Consider the following 16,949-nt stretch of genomic DNA (forward strand, 5'->3'; position numbering starts at 1 on the left):
GGCTTCCCGCGTTGTGGACACGGCTTGAGTATCGCCACTTGTAATGGCTAGCCTCACCACATGGGCCTTACCTTTGAGCTGGATCCACCGATCGACCGTCCCCTGCGGGACGGGGTCGTCTCGCTCTGGGCCGACGTGTCCAACACCGGCGGCGCCGTCGGCTTTGTGCCGCCGGTGACCGACGACGCCGTGCGGCCCGAGTTCGTGAAGCATCTCGTCGCGATGGCCGAGGGCCGCACCCGGCTGCTCGTCGGCTACGACGACGAGGGCGCCGTCGCGGCCACCGCCTTCTTCACGTACAACACGCACCGGCTGATGCTGCACTGGGTCTGGCTCTACACGGTGATGGTGCACCCCAAGCACCAGGGCAAGGGGTACGGGCGCGAGCTGATGGCCGCGGCCGCCGAAGCCGCCCGGAGCTTCGACGGTATCGAGGCGATACGGCTCACCTGCCGCGGTGGCACAGGAGCCGACCACTTCTACGCCGCCTGCGGCTACAAGGAGGTCGGACGCGTGCCCGGCGGGATCCGGGTCGCCGAGGGCGACGACCGGGACGACATCGTGATGCTGCTGCCGCTGATCTGAACCCCCTTGAATCGGACAGGACGGGGCGTGCTTCACTGGACGGGCACGACCTGTCGTACGAAGAGAGAAGGCCCGCCGTGTCCGCTGCCAAGTCGAGCGCCGCGATCCGGTACACCACGATGCGCCTCGCCATCTTCATCGGCTGCTTCGTCCTCGTGGGCACCCTGGTACAGGTCGGCGTACTGCCCAAGGGGCTTGGCGACTCCAACTTCGTCTGGGTGATCCTGCTCGCGCTCGTCGTGTCCGCGCCGCTCAGCTTCATCCTGCTGCGCAAGCAGCGTGACGCCATGTCCGAGCAGATCGTCGGCAAGGTCGACCAGGCCAAGGCCAGGCTCGAGGCCAACCGATCGCAGGAGGACGGCGCCGTCCAGTAGACGCCGCGTCAGCTTCTTCACACTCAACCCGCGCCCCGGCAGGAGCAGTCGCTCCGCTGCCGGGGCGTCGGCGTTCCCGGCGTGCCAGGCCCGCCTCGGACCCAAAGGGGAGCTTTGAGGTTCTCAAAGTTCAAGTGTTAACGTGTTCGATGTGAAGACAGCAGTGCGCCACCACGACGCCGTGAGCATCCCGCTCGTGGCGCGCCTGCATGTCGATCTGTGCCGCTGTATGTCCGCGGTCTGTTGCCGCTCGGTCTGATCCCGGCATCACAGCGGCGCTGCGCACTGCGCATGGGCGCCGCACCCCCGTCCCCGTATGTCTCCGATACGCCATATCTGGAGTGTGTCCTCCGTGTCCGCGAACACCGCGTCCACCACGGCCGGAAAGCCCTCGGGCTCCGGTTTCCGTATACCCAAGGTCCCCTTCTGGGCCCAGATCGCCGCCGGTCTGGCGCTCGGCGTCCTGCTCGGCTGGCTCGCCCGCAGTCAGGACATCGGCTGGCTGAAGGACACGCTCGACCAGGTCGGCTCGATCTTCGTCCAGCTGCTGAAGCTGGCCGTCGCGCCGCTCGTCTTCTTCGCGATCCTGGTGTCGATCACCAACCTCCGTAAGGTCAACAACGCCGCCAGGCTGGCCACCCGCACGCTTCTGTGGTTCATGATCACGTCGCTGATCGCGGTCGCCATCGGCCTCGCGATCGGCCTGCTCACCAACCCGGGCGCGGGCACCGGGCTCACGCCGAAGGACGGCAAGGCCCCCGAGCACCACGGGACCTGGATCGACTTCCTCACCGGAATCATCCCGACGGACATCGTCACGCCGTTCGCCACGCTCGAGGTTCTCCAGATCGTCTTCCTGGCCGTCGTCGCCGGTATCGCCGCGCTGGCGCTCGGCGAGAAGGCCAAGCCGATCCTCACGCTCAGCGAGGCCGTGCTCGAGCTGCTGCAGAAGGCGCTGTGGTGGGTCATCCGACTGGCGCCCATCGGTACCGTCGGCCTCATCGGCTTCGCCATCGCCGACTACGGCTGGAACCTGATCAGCAAGTACGCGACGTTCACCGCGGACGTCTACATCGGCTGCGCGCTGGTGCTGTTCGGCGTCTACCCGCTGCTGCTGGCGACCGTCGCCAAGGTCAACCCGGTCCAGTTCTTCAAGGGCGCCTGGCCGGCCATCCAGCTGGCCTTCGTCTCCCGCTCCTCGGTCGGCACGATGCCGGTTACCCAGAAGGTCACCGAACGTCTCGGCGTACCGAAGGAGTACACCTCGTTCGCCGTTCCGTTCGGCGCGACGACCAAGATGGACGGCTGCGCCGCGATCTATCCTGCGCTCGCCGCCATCTTCATCGCGCAGATCTTCGATGTGCAGCTCGGTGTCCAGGACTACCTGCTGATCGCCTTCGTCTCGGTCGTCGGCTCGGCGGCCACCGCCGGACTGACCGGCGCGACGGTCATGCTGACGCTGACTCTCTCCACGCTGGGTCTGCCGCTGGAGGGTGTGGGTCTGCTGATGGCGATCGACCCGATTCTGGACATGATGAGGACTGCCACGAACGTCGCAGGCCAAGCGCTGGTTCCGGTCATCGTCGCGGCCCGCGAGAAGATCCTCGACCACGACGCGTACAACGCGGCGACGTCCTCGCCGATCGACGAGTACGACGTCCGCGAGGCCGAGCAGAAGGTGGCCGTGCCGGTCGCCGCCCAGGTCACAACGGTCTGAGACACCTGTGCCCGCACCCGGACCTCCGGGTGCGGGCACAGCCGCTGTCGCGGGGCCGCCGTTCCGCAACGCGGGCTTTCGGTCGTTCTGGGCTTTCAGTCTTCCTTCGAGCCCGCCCGCAGCGCCTTTGGCATCTGAACCGCGGCGGTCGGTTCAGGGATCGTGGCCACCCGCTTCGCGGCGAATTTGCGGTTGGCGACCGTCTGCTTGCGATAGGCGTCGGGAAGGTCGGGCATCGCCAGAAGGCGGTCGCACGCCTGGAGCGAGCCGGCGTAGTCGCCCACCCAGTAGGCACTGATCGAGAACTCGAACAACAGTCCCCACTGGTACACCCACGGCTGGATGAACAGCAGGTCGTCCGGCGGCTCCTGGCCCAGCCCGGCACGGACGATCGCGTGCGCGGCATGATGGCGGCCCAGTTTGCGCAGCCGCGCGGAGAGTTCGTAAGACGCTTCGAGCCGCTGTGGACGCGACTCCCAGGCGCGGGAGAAGGCGTCCATCGCTCCCGGCCAGTCGTCGGAACCGTCCTTGAGAATCCCGACCTGCAACAGCGAGTAGTACACCTCTTCGACCCAGCCTCCCATCGCGGCGCGGCGCTCGTACAGGGTGATCGCCTCGTCGGTGTTGCCCATGTCGCGCATGGTCTGTGCCAGGTAGAAGACCGTGCGGGTATTGGCGGGGTCGCGCTCCATCTCGGCGCTCAGCAGGCGCGCGTCGCGCTCGAACTTGTCGTGCCGTGAGCCTCCGTCGTGGAAGTCCTCGATGACGAGCGCGTCGAGATTCTCCTGGTCGTGCCGCTGGTCGGCGGTGAGGTACTCGTGGGTGACGCCTTCGTACCGCCAGGCGATGTCGCCGCGGACCAGGCGCCTGATGCGGTACTCGGTCGGGCCTTCGTGCCGCAGCATGTAGGCGTCGGCGGTCAGCCGGGGCAGCGGGCCGTCCCGGCGGATCACGAGGTCGGCGTCGAGGAGGAGCAGATAGTCGGCCTTGCGGTGGGCGTGCCTGATGTTCAGGGTCCGGTTGTGGCCGAAGTTGACCCAGGGCTCCTCGTGCAACTCGCCCGGGATGCCGTGCATTGCCGTACGGATCAACTCCTGGGTTCCGTCGGTCGAACCGGTGTCGGAGATCACCCAGGTGTCCACCAGGTCACGCACTGAGGCGAGGCATCGTTCGATGACTCTCGACTCGTTCTTGACGATCATGCACAGGCACACGGACGGCTTCACTGCATCACCACTTCCGGCGGGTCGGTCCGGCGGCGACCCTATGCAGCGGACTCAGCGGCGCGGAGACGGCACGCCGACGGCCCGTGCCGGTTCGCTGCCGCGTACGCACCCATTGGTGTGTCGCTCATAGGCCATTGCGTTGATAACTCTGCAGGGCTCTCAAGGCGTTGCGTCCGCGAACCGATGATGCCGAAGGAAGCCCGAACTCGCTTCCGGAGCGTCACTCGAACTGGTTCAAAAAGGAGCAGTGTATGAGTCCTGAACACAGGACCAAGTCCCCGCTGGGCCCGCTTCCAAGGCGGCGTGCCTGGCTGACCGGCGGCACGATCGCGTCGATCGCGCTCGTGCTTACGGGGATGGCGAGTCCCACGATTGCCGCCGCGCAGGCCACCAAGGCGAACTCTGACGTTGTCGCGGCCGGCCAATCGGACAGAGACAGATGCGACAACAGAACGAAGGCGCAGCCCAGGGCGGAGACAGCGCCGCAGGCAGTGGGCGGCAAGGACAAGTGCAAGGTGGGCCCCACCGGGCCTACGGGTCCCAGAGGGCGCAAGGGGGCCACGGGGCCCACCGGGCCCACGGGGGACCGGGGTCCCACAGGTCCGACCGGGGCCGATGGTCTGGACGGTGCCACCGGTGACACCGGGCCGACGGGTGCCAGGGGCGACACGGGTCCGACCGGGCCCGCTGGTCTGGACGGTCTGGACGGCGCCACGGGCGACACCGGGCCGACGGGTGCCCCGGGTGACACGGGTCCGACCGGGCCCGCTGGTCTGGACGGTGCCACGGGTCCGACCGGGCCGACGGGTGACATCGGGCCGACGGGTAACACCGGGCCCACCGGGCCGACGGGTGACATCGGGCCGACGGGTGACACCGGTCCGACCGGGCCGACGGGTGACATCGGGCCGACGGGTGACACCGGTCCGACCGGGCCGACGGGTGACATCGGGCCGACGGGTGACACGGGTCCGACCGGGCCGACGGGTGACATCGGGCCGACGGGTGACACGGGTCCGACCGGGCCGGCGGGTAACACCGGGCCCACCGGGCCGAGGGGTAACACCGGGCCGACCGGGCCCACCGGTCCCAAGGGTCACTGCAGTGACACCGAGGGCTACACCGTCACGCTCACGGCAGGTGGCACGGTCGAGCACCACATCGTGCTCATCGACGGGATTGCGTACGACCTGAACGTCGCGACAGGTACCTATACCAACATCAGCGCCGCCCCCATCCTCGGCTTCCCGCTGGATGTCTGCGGCGTCGACGTCGAGGTGAACGGCCTCACTGTCACCGTCAGGGTGGTGGCCGGGGACGGGAGTGTTTGGGTGATCACCGGCACCATCGATCCGATCACGGGTGGCGTGACGTTCGTTGGCCCGTGGGTCCAGGTGGCACTGCCGCCGCCGCTTTTCCGGACGACCGAGTTGAAGGGCCCCCTGCCTGCCGACTCCGAGATGAACTATGGCCTGATGGGTATGGACCGACCCTGACCCTGTCGGGATCGTGACGACGCGTGCTGTGCCCGTTCTCGGGTACAGCACGCGTCTTCTTGTGCGGCTCCAACTAAACCTACGCGCAGGGCAAGCGCTCACCGCGTTGCTCTCGGCCTTGCTCACCTCCGCGTCACCGCCGCTGTGAAGGGGCCGTAGGCTTACCGCGGAGTTGGGGTGTGGGGCGGGGAGGATGTCTGACATGGGTGCTGTGAAGGGCGTGAAAAGCAAACGCATGCCGCGCGCCGTGCGTGAGCGGCAGATGATGGACGCGGCCGTGCAGACCTTCGGGCAGCGCGGCTACCGGGCAGCCTCGATGGATGAGATCGCGGAGCTGGCCGGGGTCTCCAAGCCGCTGGTCTATCTGTACTTGAACTCCAAGGAAGAGCTCTTCACGGCGTGCATCCGGCGCGAGGCGGAGGCGCTGATCGTCGCCGTGCGAGCGGGAGCCGAGCCGGGGCTCGCGGCGGACCGTCAGCTGTGGTCGGGGCTCGCGGCGTTCTTCACGCACACCGCCGAGAACCCGGACGGCTGGGCGATCCTGCACCGGCAGGCGCGCACGCACGGAGAGCCGTTCGCCGCTGAAGTGGCGGCCATGCGGGACGAGATAGTGGTCTTTGTGACCGGGCTGATCGGGGCCGCGGCACGCGAGAGGCAACACAACCCCGAGCTGGCCGGCCGGGATGTCGGGGGGCTGGCGCAGGCGCTGGTGGGCGCGGCGGAGTCGCTCGCAGGATGGGCGAACGAGACCGAGGGCGTCTCGGCGAAGGAAGCGGCGGGGACGCTGATGAACTTCGCCTGGATGGGGCTCGGGGACCTTTTGAAGGGTCAGCGCTGGTCTCCCCGGTGAGGTGGACACGGTCGCCGCTGCGGAGTTGGAACGCCGAGCCGGCGGCCGCGTATGTCACGGTCGTGGGGAGCGGTACGGGTGCCTTGAACTCCGCTCTTACGTACGTCACTTGATCCGGATCGGCCTCGGCGAGGCAGCGGGCGAAGGTCCACATGCCGTGCGCGATCGCGCGTGGAAAGCCGAAGAGCTTCGCCGTCAGCGGATGAAGATGGATGGGGTTGCGGTCGCCGGACACCGCGCCGTAGCGGCGTCCCAGGCCGGCGGGCAGCCGCCACTCGGCGACCGGGGGCAGGTCCGGTACGGGAGTGGCCTCGCGAGGAGCGTCGGGACGGTCGTACGTGGTGCTGTGCCGGGCGAGATAGCCGCTCCGTGACTCCCACACCAGCTCGCCGTCCAGTCGCGCCTCCGTCACCATGGTGACTTCGGTGCCGCGCCGGTGTGGCGTCAACTTTTCGGCGTACACGGTCAGTCGTGGTTTTCCTTGGCATGTGTCGCTCGGTGCCGGGTGATTTCGATGCGTGTGTGGACCAGGCCGAGGAGGGGAAGCGGGAAGTGCCGGTCCGCCATCAGCCGCATCGCGAGCGGGAATCCGAGTATGTGCGGATATGGGAGGGGCAGCGGGTCCGTCTGCCGGAAGCCGCAGATCTCTGCGTACGCGACGAGGCGGGCCGGGCTGATCCGTACACCCCGCTCCACCAGCCGGGTTGCGGGCAGCCGGGCCTCCGCCTGGACGTTCCGCTTCCATGGCGAGGTCAGTGCCCCGCGGGCCAGGGTCAGCGCCGGCAAAAGCCCTTCCAGGGAGCGGTGTTCCGGGCTCCAGCGGTGCAGCGGTGCCGGCCCCGGCCGCCGGTGCGGGAAACGGCCGGGCGCTGTGCGGGAGAAGTGCGGATGGCGGTCGGCCATTGTCCAGGCTCCCTGCGCGGTCGTGGATTTACTCCGAAGTAAGGTTACTCGGGTGTCAGGAACTGGTCGAGATGGTGCACGCGGTCGGCGAGTTCGGGGCGGGGCGGCGCCGTCCTGAAGCACGGCCGGGACGTCAACCTCGCCCGGGAGGCGACCGGGAATCGAGCTGAGCGGCGCGCCGCAACGCGGTCGACGCGGCCAACCGCCCGGTGTCACGGGCTCAAGAGGGCAGCGTTGGTACGGGACTTCGCGGCGGAGATCGAGGCGATGTGCGCGAGGCCGACCCGGTGACCTTCTGAGAAGGCCCGGTTGCCCAGAGTGCGGACGAAACGGGGCGGCCGACGAGTGCGGTTCGCCACAATCGGGCCTCCGGGGCCGGGTCGTACGGTGGTAGTGAGGACGGCTCCAGTGACGGTCCTGAGCAGGATCGATGCGATTCGACCAGGAGCCGCGCGGCCTGATGCGGTCCGGTGGGCTGTGCCGCGTACAACACGCGAGTTGGGTCAACGCTGGATAAACTCCTCGTTTGCCGTGCGCGGGATGGGGATTCGGCGCGCACTCCACACGACCGACGGAGAGTGAGAGATGCGTACGAGCCAGCCTGGCATCCACCGGAGCCAACCCGCATGGAGCGACCTGTCGGCCGACGACCGGTGCGCTGTATGACTATGGCCCCGGAGTCCCCGGCACTCCTCGATCCGCTGCTCGACGAGGCGCCGGCGCCCGCGCTCTTCACCGCGGGAGGTGCCGCCTCCGAGCGCACTCTGATCGACATCCTCGACGAGACCGCACGCCGTCACCCGGACGCACCAGCCGTCGACGACGGTGACGCGCCGCTCACGTACCGCGCGCTGCTCGACGAGGTCGAGTCGCTGCGACTGCGCCTCGCCGCCGCCGGGATAGGCATCGGCGACCGGGTCGGCGTACGCGTGCCGTCAGGAACCGCCGACCTGTATGTCTCGATCCTCGCGGTGCTGGCGGCGGGCGCCGCGTATGTCCCGGTCGATGCCGAGGACCCCGACGAGCGGGCAGAGCTGGTCTTCACCGAGGCGGCGGTGAGCGCCGTGATAGGCGCGGGCCGGGCCATCGAGCCGTGCGGCACCGCGGCGGGTGCGGCGGGTGCCGGCGCTGGGCCGGAGGGTGCCCCTGGTGGTGCCGCCGGCAGTCGTCCCGGCCCGGAAGGCTCCCCGCGCGGTGCCGCCGGCAGTCGGCCGGGCCCGGACGACGATGCGTGGATCATCTTCACCTCGGGCTCCACCGGCAAGCCCAAGGGCGTCGCCGTCAGCCACCGCAGCGCTGCCGCCTTCGTCGACGCCGAGGCCCGGATCTTCCTGGCGAAGGAGCCTCTCGGCCCGGACGACCGGGTCCTCGCCGGGCTCTCCGTCGCCTTCGACGCCTCCTGCGAGGAGATGTGGCTCGCCTGGCGGCACGGCGCCTGCCTCGTCCCCGCACCCCGCTCCCTCGTACGTACCGGCCTCGACCTCGGCCCCTGGCTGGTCGAGCAGCGCATCACTGTCGTGTCGACGGTCCCCACGCTCGCGGCCCTCTGGCCCGCCGAGGCGCTCGACGACGTACGACTGCTGATCTTCGGCGGTGAGGCCTGCCCGCCCGAGCTTGCCGAGCGGATGTCCGTCACGGGCCGTGAGGTCTGGAATACGTACGGCCCGACCGAGGCCACGGTCGTCGCCTGCGCTGCACCGCTGACCGGCGAAGGGCCGGTACGGATCGGGCTGCCGCTGGACGGTTGGGAGCTCGCCGTCGTGGACGGCGCCGGTGACCTCGTCCCCATGGGCGAGACCGGCGAGCTCGTCATCGGCGGCGTCGGCCTCGCCCGCTACCTGGACGCCGACAAGGACGCCGAGAAGTACGCGCCACTGCCCGCACTCGGCTGGGCGCGCGCCTACCGCAGCGGCGACCTGGTCCGGGCGGAGGAGGACGGCCTGCTCTTCGTGGGCCGGGCGGACGAGCAGATCAAGCTCGGCGGCCGCCGTATCGAACTCGGCGAGATCGACGCGGCGCTGCAGGCGCTGCCGGGCGTCGCGGGAGCCGCGGCTGCCGTACGTACGACGGCCGGCGGGCATCAGCTGCTGGTCGGCTATGTGGTGGCGAGCGAGCCGGCCGCCGGTCGGCCGGCCGCTGGCGACCTGTCGATCGCGGACACCGCGGACACCGCGGACACCGCGGACACCGCGGACACCGCGGGCTCTGCGGCCCCTGGCCTCGTCGACGGCCCGGTGGCCGCCCCGGTGGCCGACGCCGACGTGCCCGGCATCGGTGCCGTTGCAGACCGCGCCGACAGCGCACACGCCTCCAGCGACGCGAGCGTCGGCGCTGCGCCCGGCAGCCGGTCCGGCCTTGTGTCCGAGGTGGGCAGGGGCGCCGTGTCCGGCGTCGGCGTGCCGGATGGTGTGGGCCTTGCGGCTCGCAGTTTCGTGGGCGATGCGGTCGGCCGGCCGGTGGACTCTGGTGCCCGCGGCCTTGTGCCTGAGGTGGGTGTGGGCCTTGCGGCTCGCAGTTTCGTGGGCGATGCGGCCGGCCGGCCGGTGGACTCTGGTGCCCGCGGCCCTGTGCCTGAGGTGGGCAGGGACGCCAATGCCGGCGCGGCCCTCGCCGCCGCAGGCGGCACCCGCCCCGCCGACGCACCCGACGTCGTCGCCGAAGCGCTGCCCCTCGACGCGGATTCCTTCGACCAGGCCGACGCCCTCGCGCGACTGCGCAAGGAACTGCCCGCCGCTCTCGTGCCGCTGCTCGCCGTCGTGGACACCCTCCCGACCCGTACGTCGGGCAAGGTGGACCGGGCCGCGCTGCCGTGGCCGCTGCCCGCTCTGGACATTCCGGCCACCCATCAGGCCGAGCTCACGGCCACCGAGACCTGGCTGGCCGAGCAGTGGACCGATCTTCTCGGGGCGCCGGTGAACAGCCCCGACGCGGACTTCTTCGCGAGCGGCGGTGGCAGTCTGGCCGCCGCGCAGCTGGTGTCCCGGATCCGGGAGCGGTACGCCGCCGGATCGGTCGGCGACATCTACCAGAACCCGACCCTCGGCGCGCTCGCCCGGACGCTGGAGGCGCCCTCCGCGGGCGCGGCGCCAGAGCGGGACGTGCGGCCGGTGCCGCGCCTGACCGGTGTCGCGCAGGTGCTGCTGATGCTGCCGCTGCTCGGCGTCGCCGGGCTGCGCTGGGGCGTGGTCGCGGCCGCGGTCAGCAATGTCATCGGGCTGCCGTGGGCGCCGACGGTGTCGTGGTGGTGGGTGGCGCTCGGCTGGCTGCTGCTCGTCAGCCCGCCCGGACGGATCGTGATCGTGGCGGGCGGTGCGCGGCTGCTGCTGCGCGGGCTGCGCCCCGGCACGTATCGGAGAGGCGGCAGCGCGCACCTGCGGCTGTGGACGGCGGAACGTCTCGCCGGGCTGAGCGGCGCGACCAGCCTCGCCGGGGCGTGGCTCACGTACTACGCACGGGCGCTGGGCGTCCGTATCGGCGAGGGCGTCGATCTGCACGCCCTGCCGCCGGTGACCGGCATGCTGCGGCTCGGCAAGGGCTGCGCGGTCGAGCCCGAGGTGGATCTGTCCGGGCACTGGCTCGACGGCGACCGGCTGCACATCGGCGCCGTCCGTATTGGTGCCGGAGCCACCGTCGGCGCCCGCACCACGCTCTTCCCCGGCGCGCGGATCGGCAAGCGGGCGGAGATCGCCCCCGGGTCGGGTGTGACGGGCGCGGTTCCGGCCGGCGAGCGCTGGGCCGGCGTGCCGGCGGCCCGCAAGGGCAAGGCCAACCGCCGTCTGCCCGACGGCCGCCCGCTGCGCAAGCGCCGCTGGACGGCGGTCTACACGCTCACCTCGCTGGTCCTCGGGCTGCTGCCCGCGCTCGCGGCGCTGCCCGGCCTGCTGGTGGTCGGCCTGTTCGTGCACGGCCGGACCGGCCTCGGCCAGGCGCTGACGGCTGCGCTGACCGCCGTACCGCTCGCGACGGTCGTCTCCATGATCACGTACGCGCTGGTCATTCTTGCCGGTGTGCGCCTGCTCAGCATCGGGCTGCGCGAGGGCTACCACCCCGTCCACGGCCGGATCGCCTGGCAGGCGTGGGCGACCGAGCGGCTGATGGACATGGCCCGGGTGCACCTCTTCCCGCTGTACGCGAGCCTGTTCACGCCCGTGTGGCTGCGGGCGCTGGGCATGAAGGTGGGCCGCGGCGTCGAGGCGTCGACCGTGCTGGCGCTGCCCGCGATGACGACGGTCGGCGACGGCGCGTTCCTCGCCGACGACACGATGGTCGCCTCGTACGAACTCGGCGGCGGCTGGCTGCGGATCGCCGAGGCGCGGGTGGGCAAGCGGGCCTTCCTCGGCAACTCCGGTATGACGGCCGCGGGCCGCTCCGTGCCCAAGCGCGGCCTGGTCGGCGTGCTGTCGTCGACCCCGAAGCGGGCGAAGGCGGGCAGCTCCTGGCTCGGTATGCCGCCGATGAAGCTGCCGCGGGCTGCCGAGGGAGGCGATCAGAGCCGTACCTTCGACCCGCCGAAGCGGCTGAAGTGGGCACGCGCGACCGTCGAGATCTGCCGGATCGTGCCGGTCATGTGCAGCGTGGCGCTCGCCGTACTCGCGCTCGCCGCCTTCGAGCTGCTGGCCGACCGCCTCGGCCTCGCGCTCGCGGTGCTGAGCGGCGGCGCGGTGCTGCTCGTCGGCGGAGTGGTGGCCTGTGTCGTCGCGATCGTGGCGAAGTGGCTGCTCGTCGGCCGCTTCCGGGCGGTGGAGCACCCGTTGTGGTCGTCCTTCGTATGGCGCAACGAGCTCGCGGACACCTTTGTGGAGGTGCTCGCCGTGCCGTGGCTGGTCGGCGCGACCGCCGGCACACCGCTGATGAACCTGTGGCTGCGCGGGCTCGGCGCCCGCATCGGCCGCGGAGCCTGGTGCGAGACGTACTGGCTGCCGGAGGCCGACCTGGTCACCGTCGGCGTCGGTGCGAGCGTCAATCGCGGGTGTGTTGTGCAGACGCACCTCTTCCACGACCGGATCATGCGCATGGACAATGTCGTTCTCGGAACGGGCGCGACGCTCGGTCCGCACGGGATCGCGCTGCCCGGCGCGGTCATCGGCGCCCGGGCCGCGGTCGGTCCGGCGTCGCTCGTGATGCGTGGGGAGCGGGTGCCCGCGGGCACCCGCTGGCTGGGCAATCCGATCGCGGCGTGGAAGCCGTAGCACGTAGAACACGCGCAAGACGCGCAAGACGGGCGAGACAGGCAAGACGAGCAAGACGCAGAGGACGCACAAGGGTGACGGATTCGTACCTGCCGCAGCACGGCGACAGCGGCTACCGGACGACGGAGTACGACCTGGAGCTGGACTACCGCCCGCACGCAGGCCGGCTCTCCGGCCGGGCCAGGATCACTGCCGTCGCCCAGCGCGCACTGTCCGAAGTCGTCCTGGATCTGGGCCCGTTCCGGATCAACCGCGTCATGGTGGACGGCGCCCGCCCGGCCCGGTACACGCACCGCGCCGACAAGCTGCGCGTACGGCCCGCCAGGCCGCTGCGCGCCGGGGCGTCCTTCACCGTCGAGGTGCGCTACACCGGCGTCCCCCGCCCCGTCCGCACGCGCGACTGGGGCGACCTCGGCTGGGAGCAGCTGGAGGAGGGGGCGCTGGTGGCCTCCCAGCCGAGCGGTGCGCGGTCCTGGTTCCCGTGCAACGACCGCCCGGACGACAAGGCCGTCTACCGGATCGCGGTGACCACTCCGTCGCCGTACACCGTGGTCGCCAACGGCTCCCTCGTCTCCCGGACGATCAGTGCCTCCACCACCACCTGGGTGTACGAGCAGTCGGCGCCGATGGCCAGCTATCTCGCGACCGTCCAGATCGGCCCGTACGAACTGGTCGACGTGGCGCATGCCGGGCGGGTGCCGCAACCGGCCGCCGTGCCCCGCGGGCTGCTCGAGCGCTTCGAGTACGACTTCGCCCGGCAGCCGCAGATGATGACGGCCTTCACGGACCTCTTCGGCCCCTACCCCTTCGACGACTACGCGGTCGTGGTGGTGGACGAGGAACTGGACGTGCCCGTCGAGGCGCAGGGCCTGTCGATCTTCGGCGCCAACCATGTGGACGGGAGGCGCGGCAGCGAGCGTCTGGTCGCGCACGAGCTGGCCCACCAGTGGTTCGGCAACAGTCTGACCGTCGCCGACTGGCGGGAGATCTGGCTCAACGAGGGCTTCGCGAAGTACGCGGAGTGGCTGTGGTCCGAGGTGTCGGGCGGGCCGTCGGCGGCGGCTCTCGCGGCCAAGTCCCGGGCCCGACTCGCCCTGATGCGGCAGGACATCAAGATCGGCGATCCGGGCCTGCGGCGGCTGTTCGACGACCAGGTCTACGAGCGCGGCGGCCTCACGCTGCACGCGCTGCGTACGGTGATCGGGCACGCGGCCTTCGTGGCGGTGCTGCGCGAGTGGACCGCGACCCACCGGCACGGCACCGTGACCACCGAGGAGTTCATCGCCCTCGCGCAGCGGCACTCGGCACATCCGCTCGACGGGCTCTTCAGGATGTGGCTGTACGACGAGAAGCTCCCGGCCCTGCCGCAGCCGCGGCGCTGAGGGGTTGGGCGGTCCGGGTCGCCCTGCGGCGGACTCCCGGGCCGCGTACGCCGGCGGGACACATCAGCCTCGCCGGCGATTGAGGCGCGGGGTCTGGGCGGCGGAGCCCCGGTTACGGACGGGCCGCGCGCCAGTCGCGTACGACAGCGTCGACGTCGAAGGGCGTGAGCCCCAGCGGCGGGCCCGGCGGCGGGCGGCGGACCGCCGCCTCGATCTTCTCGTTGACCTCGGTGAGGATGCGCCGTACCTGGGCTTCCGTCGCGGCGCTGTCGACCGCCTCCCGCGCATCCTCGGCCTCTTTGCGCAGGGCGAGCGTCGGAGGCAGGACGGAGACGCCCTCGCGGTGCAACTTGCCCTTGACCCACCACAGTTCGTCGTAGGGGGCGGTGTCGTCCGGCAGCGGCTTTCCGAAGCCGGCCAGGGACGAGAAGTCGCCGCGGTCGGTCGCTTCCCGGATCTGCCTGTCCACCCACGACTCGAAGCTGACGCCGGGGGGTTTGCGCTCGGTCACGGTCGGCTCCTCGCGTCTCGTCCTTCCATCGTAGGAGCGGAGCAGTGCGGTTGCCGGAAAGGCTGCCCCCGGTATATCCCGGGTACAAAGGCAGGAGCCCCGATCCATACGGAACGGGGCTCCTTGGTACTGCTGAGTCGTGCGCGATCGCCGACCCTGGCTGACTAGGCCGGGGTGACGTTCTCCGCCTGCGGGCCCTTCGGGCCCTGGGTGACGTCGAAGTTCACGACCTGGTTCTCCTCGAGAGAGCGGAAACCAGACGCGTTGATCGCGGAGTAGTGGACGAAGACATCCGGGCCGCCGCCGTCCTGGGCGATGAAGCCGAAGCCCTTTTCAGCGTTGAACCACTTGACGGTTCCGGTAGCCATAAGCCCTCCTTGGGCCAAAGGGTTGCCCTGCTCCAGAACCTGCAAGAAGTCTGAAAACTACAAAAGCCTGCGGGTTACATGCTCCGCAGGCTCTGTACTGCAAGGGAAACCAAACTGCAACTTGCGTCGAGCCTAGCACGCAGCGTGTGCGCAGCGGTAGAGGGAAAGATCACGTCACCCGTGAGTTTGATGAGACCCAAATCGGCTGACGGTGCAGCTCGGACGGGGGGCGGGAAGTCGTACGGTTTCGGCCCGGCCCCGGCGCAGTCAACGGCGGGCCGCGGGTCTAGCCTCGCGATGTGGACAGTCTTGGAGAAAGCACAGCAACCGACCACCGTCGCAGCCGGCCCCGTGTCGGCCACATCCAGTTCCTGAACTGTCTGCCCCTCTACTGGGGGCTGGCGCGGACCGGAACTCTCCTCGATTTCGAGCTGACGAAGGACACCCCGGAGAAGCTCAGCGAGAAGCTGGTGCGAGGCGACCTCGACATCGCGCCGATCACCCTCGTGGAATTCCTGCGCAACGCCGATCAACTGGTCGCCTTCCCCGACCTCGCGGTCGGCTGCGACGGGCCTGTCATGTCCTGCGTGATCGTGTCCCAGGTGCCGCTGGATCAACTCGACGGGGCGCGGGTGGCGCTCGGTTCCACCTCGCGCACGTCGGTACGGCTGGCGCAGCTGCTGCTCGCCGAGCAGTACAAGGTGACGCCCGACTACTACTCGTGTCCGCCCGACCTCGGCCTGATGATGCAGGAGGCGGAGGCGGCCGTGCTGATCGGGGACGCCGCGCTGCGCGCTTCGCTGCACGACGCCCCGAAGCTCGGCCTCCAGGTCCACGACCTGGGGCTGATGTGGAAGGAGTGGACGGGACTGCCCTTCGTGTTCGCGGTGTGGGCGGCGCGCAAGGACTATCTGGCGCGCGAGCCCTTCGTCGTACAGAAGGTGCACGAGGCCTTCCTCGCCTCGCGGGACCTGTCCCTGGAGGAGGTCACCAAGGTCGCGGAGCAGGCGGCGCGCTGGGAGATCTTCGACGCGGAGCTGCTGGAGCGCTACTTCACGACGCTGGACTTCCGCTTCGGGGCCGAGCAGCTCGCCGGCGTACGGGAATTCGCGCGCCGGACCGGGCCGACGACCGGGTTCGCGGCGGATGTGACGGTCGAGCTGCTCGGCGGCTGACGGTCTGCTGGGTGGGACCGTCCGCGGGGTGGAACTGGGCCGGGCAGCCTACGAGGTGGGGATGGGCGCCTGCATGTGCTCGCTGATCCACTGGATCGTCCCGTCCCCCATGCCCGTCACATAGGTCTTGGCGTTGTGCTCGCCGCCCTGGATGATCTGCAGCCGGGTCTTCACCGGGCCCTTGCCGTAGTTCCGGATGAAGTGCTTGAGGTTGTTCATCCCGCGCTCCTTGGTGCCTATCTGGAACGCGAGACAGACGTCCTTGTCCTTGCCCGCGGGCGTGGTGGAAAGGGCCTTCGCGAGCTTCTCCGGGTTGTTGGCCGCCTTCTCCTTCGTGTGGCTGCCCCAGAGCGGGGAGTCGGGCACGGTGTCCGGACCGGAAGCGATCACGGCCTTGAACTTGTCCGGGTGCTGCAGTACGGATTTCAGGCCGACGAACGCGCCGGACGATGAGCCCATGAAGGCCCAGCCGTCGCGGGACTTGAAGGTACGGAAATTGGCCTTCACGAAGTCGGGAACGTCCTCGCTCATCCAGGTACCCATTTTCGGCTGCCCCGGTATGTCGCTGCCGTCGTAGTAGTACTTGGCGTCCGGATTGAGTACCGGCATCACCACGATGAACGGGAGGCTCTTGCCTTCCTTCGACCACTTGCTGATGCTGCTCTGCAGCTTGAGGTCGGTGCCCATCCAGTAGTTCTTGGGATAGCCATTGCCGCCGGGCAGGGCTATCAGTACGGGGAAACCGCTGTTCGCGTACTGAGGGTCGAAGTACTGCTTCGGCGCCCACACCCATACCTTGCCCGTGAAACCGGACTTGGCGCCTTCCAGCGTGGTGACGCCGATCTTCGTGCCGTCGTCCAGGGTGTTCTGCGTGGTGAACGAGGCCTTCGGGCCTGTCGGCATCAGGGTCTTCGCGGAGGCTTCGTTCGCCGCCGTGCCGCCGTTGCTGTCCTGTGCGCCGCCGCCCGACTGCCCGGCGGCGGGGGCCTTGGCGCTGGGGCCGTCGAAGGAGACCGGATCGCCTTCGTCGGAGCAGCCGGCGACGAGCGCGACAGAGCCGATGGCGACGGCGGCTATGAGGGCCTTGGACAGGCGTTTCATGGAAGGCTCCGAGGTTTTGGCACCGTCGGCACGGACGGTTTCGGACAACACGTGTGAATTACGCCCAGGGAG

The 16,949-nt window shown here is 69.9% G+C and carries 12 protein-coding genes and 1 pseudogene; 8 read left to right on the forward strand and 5 right to left on the reverse strand.

The window, feature by feature from the left end:
• The first annotated feature begins 60 nt into the window (after nucleotides 1-60).
• The 3 genes from AB0D12_RS07855 (at nucleotide 61) to AB0D12_RS07865 (ending at nucleotide 2,676) form a co-directional block, all read left to right on the forward strand.
• Complete coding sequence (locus AB0D12_RS07855) at nucleotides 61-585, forward strand: GNAT family N-acetyltransferase (protein ID WP_327325385.1); 525 nt, start codon at nucleotides 61-63, stop codon at nucleotides 583-585.
• A gap of 77 nt (nucleotides 586-662) precedes the next feature.
• Complete coding sequence (locus tag AB0D12_RS07860) at nucleotides 663-959, forward strand: DUF4229 domain-containing protein (protein ID WP_362678150.1); 297 nt, start codon at nucleotides 663-665, stop codon at nucleotides 957-959.
• A 352-nt stretch (nucleotides 960-1,311) separates the two neighbouring features.
• Nucleotides 1,312-2,676, forward strand: coding sequence for a dicarboxylate/amino acid:cation symporter (locus tag AB0D12_RS07865; protein ID WP_362678152.1), 1,365 nt, complete (start codon nucleotides 1,312-1,314; stop codon nucleotides 2,674-2,676).
• A gap of 95 nt (nucleotides 2,677-2,771) precedes the next feature.
• Here AB0D12_RS07865 and AB0D12_RS07870 read toward each other — a convergent pair whose 3' ends face one another.
• Nucleotides 2,772-3,902: a glycosyltransferase gene (locus AB0D12_RS07870; protein WP_362678154.1), complete on the reverse strand. Its 1,131-nt coding sequence runs from the start codon at nucleotides 3,900-3,902 to the stop codon at nucleotides 2,772-2,774.
• Nucleotides 3,903-4,153: 251 nt separating this feature from the next.
• Between AB0D12_RS07870 and AB0D12_RS07875 the strand changes: the two genes are divergently transcribed.
• Together AB0D12_RS07875 and AB0D12_RS07880 are read left to right on the forward strand one after the other, a co-directional pair.
• On the forward strand, nucleotides 4,154-5,398 hold the full coding sequence (locus AB0D12_RS07875) for a hypothetical protein (protein ID WP_362678156.1): 1,245 nt from the start codon (nucleotides 4,154-4,156) through the stop codon (nucleotides 5,396-5,398).
• Between the two features lie 202 nt (nucleotides 5,399-5,600).
• Entirely contained in the window at nucleotides 5,601-6,248 is a 648-nt protein-coding gene (locus AB0D12_RS07880) for a TetR/AcrR family transcriptional regulator (RefSeq protein WP_362678158.1), read from the forward strand.
• On the opposite strand, the pseudogene AB0D12_RS07885 reads toward AB0D12_RS07880, so the two are convergent.
• Nucleotides 6,241-7,034 (reverse strand): annotated as a pseudogene (locus tag AB0D12_RS07885) (MaoC/PaaZ C-terminal domain-containing protein); the annotation flags it as partial. The gene AB0D12_RS07880 and the pseudogene AB0D12_RS07885 overlap by 8 nt on opposite strands.
• Nucleotides 7,035-7,819: 785 nt before the next feature.
• On the opposite strand from AB0D12_RS07885, the gene AB0D12_RS07890 reads away from it, so the two are divergent.
• Both AB0D12_RS07890 and AB0D12_RS07895 read left to right on the forward strand, forming a co-directional pair.
• Nucleotides 7,820-12,340: a Pls/PosA family non-ribosomal peptide synthetase gene (locus AB0D12_RS07890; protein WP_362678788.1), complete on the forward strand. Its 4,521-nt coding sequence runs from the start codon at nucleotides 7,820-7,822 to the stop codon at nucleotides 12,338-12,340.
• Between the two features lie 74 nt (nucleotides 12,341-12,414).
• Complete coding sequence (locus AB0D12_RS07895; protein WP_362678160.1) at nucleotides 12,415-13,722, forward strand: M1 family metallopeptidase; 1,308 nt, start codon at nucleotides 12,415-12,417, stop codon at nucleotides 13,720-13,722.
• Between the two features lie 112 nt (nucleotides 13,723-13,834).
• Here the strand turns inward: AB0D12_RS07895 and AB0D12_RS07900 are convergent, their stop codons facing one another.
• Both AB0D12_RS07900 and AB0D12_RS07905 read right to left on the reverse strand, forming a co-directional pair.
• Nucleotides 13,835-14,233 carry a DUF1992 domain-containing protein gene (locus AB0D12_RS07900; RefSeq protein WP_362678162.1) on the reverse strand — a complete coding sequence of 133 codons (399 nt, stop codon included), beginning with the start codon at nucleotides 14,231-14,233 and terminating at the stop codon, nucleotides 13,835-13,837.
• Nucleotides 14,234-14,397: 164 nt separating this feature from the next.
• On the reverse strand, nucleotides 14,398-14,601 hold the full coding sequence (locus tag AB0D12_RS07905) for a cold-shock protein (RefSeq protein ID WP_003967102.1): 204 nt from the start codon (nucleotides 14,599-14,601) through the stop codon (nucleotides 14,398-14,400).
• Between the two features lie 299 nt (nucleotides 14,602-14,900).
• Here AB0D12_RS07905 and AB0D12_RS07910 point away from each other — a divergent pair, with 299 nt between their 5' ends.
• Entirely contained in the window at nucleotides 14,901-15,776 is an 876-nt protein-coding gene (locus AB0D12_RS07910) for a menaquinone biosynthesis protein (protein WP_362678164.1), read from the forward strand.
• A 48-nt stretch (nucleotides 15,777-15,824) separates the two neighbouring features.
• Here AB0D12_RS07910 and AB0D12_RS07915 read toward each other — a convergent pair whose 3' ends face one another.
• Entirely contained in the window at nucleotides 15,825-16,877 is a 1,053-nt protein-coding gene (locus AB0D12_RS07915) for an alpha/beta hydrolase-fold protein (protein ID WP_362678166.1), read from the reverse strand.
• Between the last annotated feature and the right edge of the window lie 72 nt (nucleotides 16,878-16,949).

The organism is Streptomyces sp. NPDC048479 (genome assembly GCF_040651435.1).
In the GTDB taxonomy this organism is placed as follows: domain Bacteria; phylum Actinomycetota; class Actinomycetes; order Streptomycetales; family Streptomycetaceae; genus Streptomyces.

Coding starts and splice junctions, on each gene's coding strand:
- AB0D12_RS07855 (WP_327325385.1), top strand. CDS start 61: ATGGGCCTTACCTTTGAGCTGGATCCACCGATCGACCGTCCCCTGCGG.
- AB0D12_RS07875 (WP_362678156.1), top strand. CDS start 4,154: ATGAGTCCTGAACACAGGACCAAGTCCCCGCTGGGCCCGCTTCCAAGG.
- AB0D12_RS07880 (WP_362678158.1), top strand. CDS start 5,601: ATGGGTGCTGTGAAGGGCGTGAAAAGCAAACGCATGCCGCGCGCCGTG.
- AB0D12_RS07890 (WP_362678788.1), top strand. CDS start 7,820: ATGGCCCCGGAGTCCCCGGCACTCCTCGATCCGCTGCTCGACGAGGCG.
- AB0D12_RS07905 (WP_003967102.1), bottom strand. CDS start 14,601: ATGGCTACCGGAACCGTCAAGTGGTTCAACGCTGAAAAGGGCTTCGGC.
- AB0D12_RS07915 (WP_362678166.1), bottom strand. CDS start 16,877: ATGAAACGCCTGTCCAAGGCCCTCATAGCCGCCGTCGCCATCGGCTCT.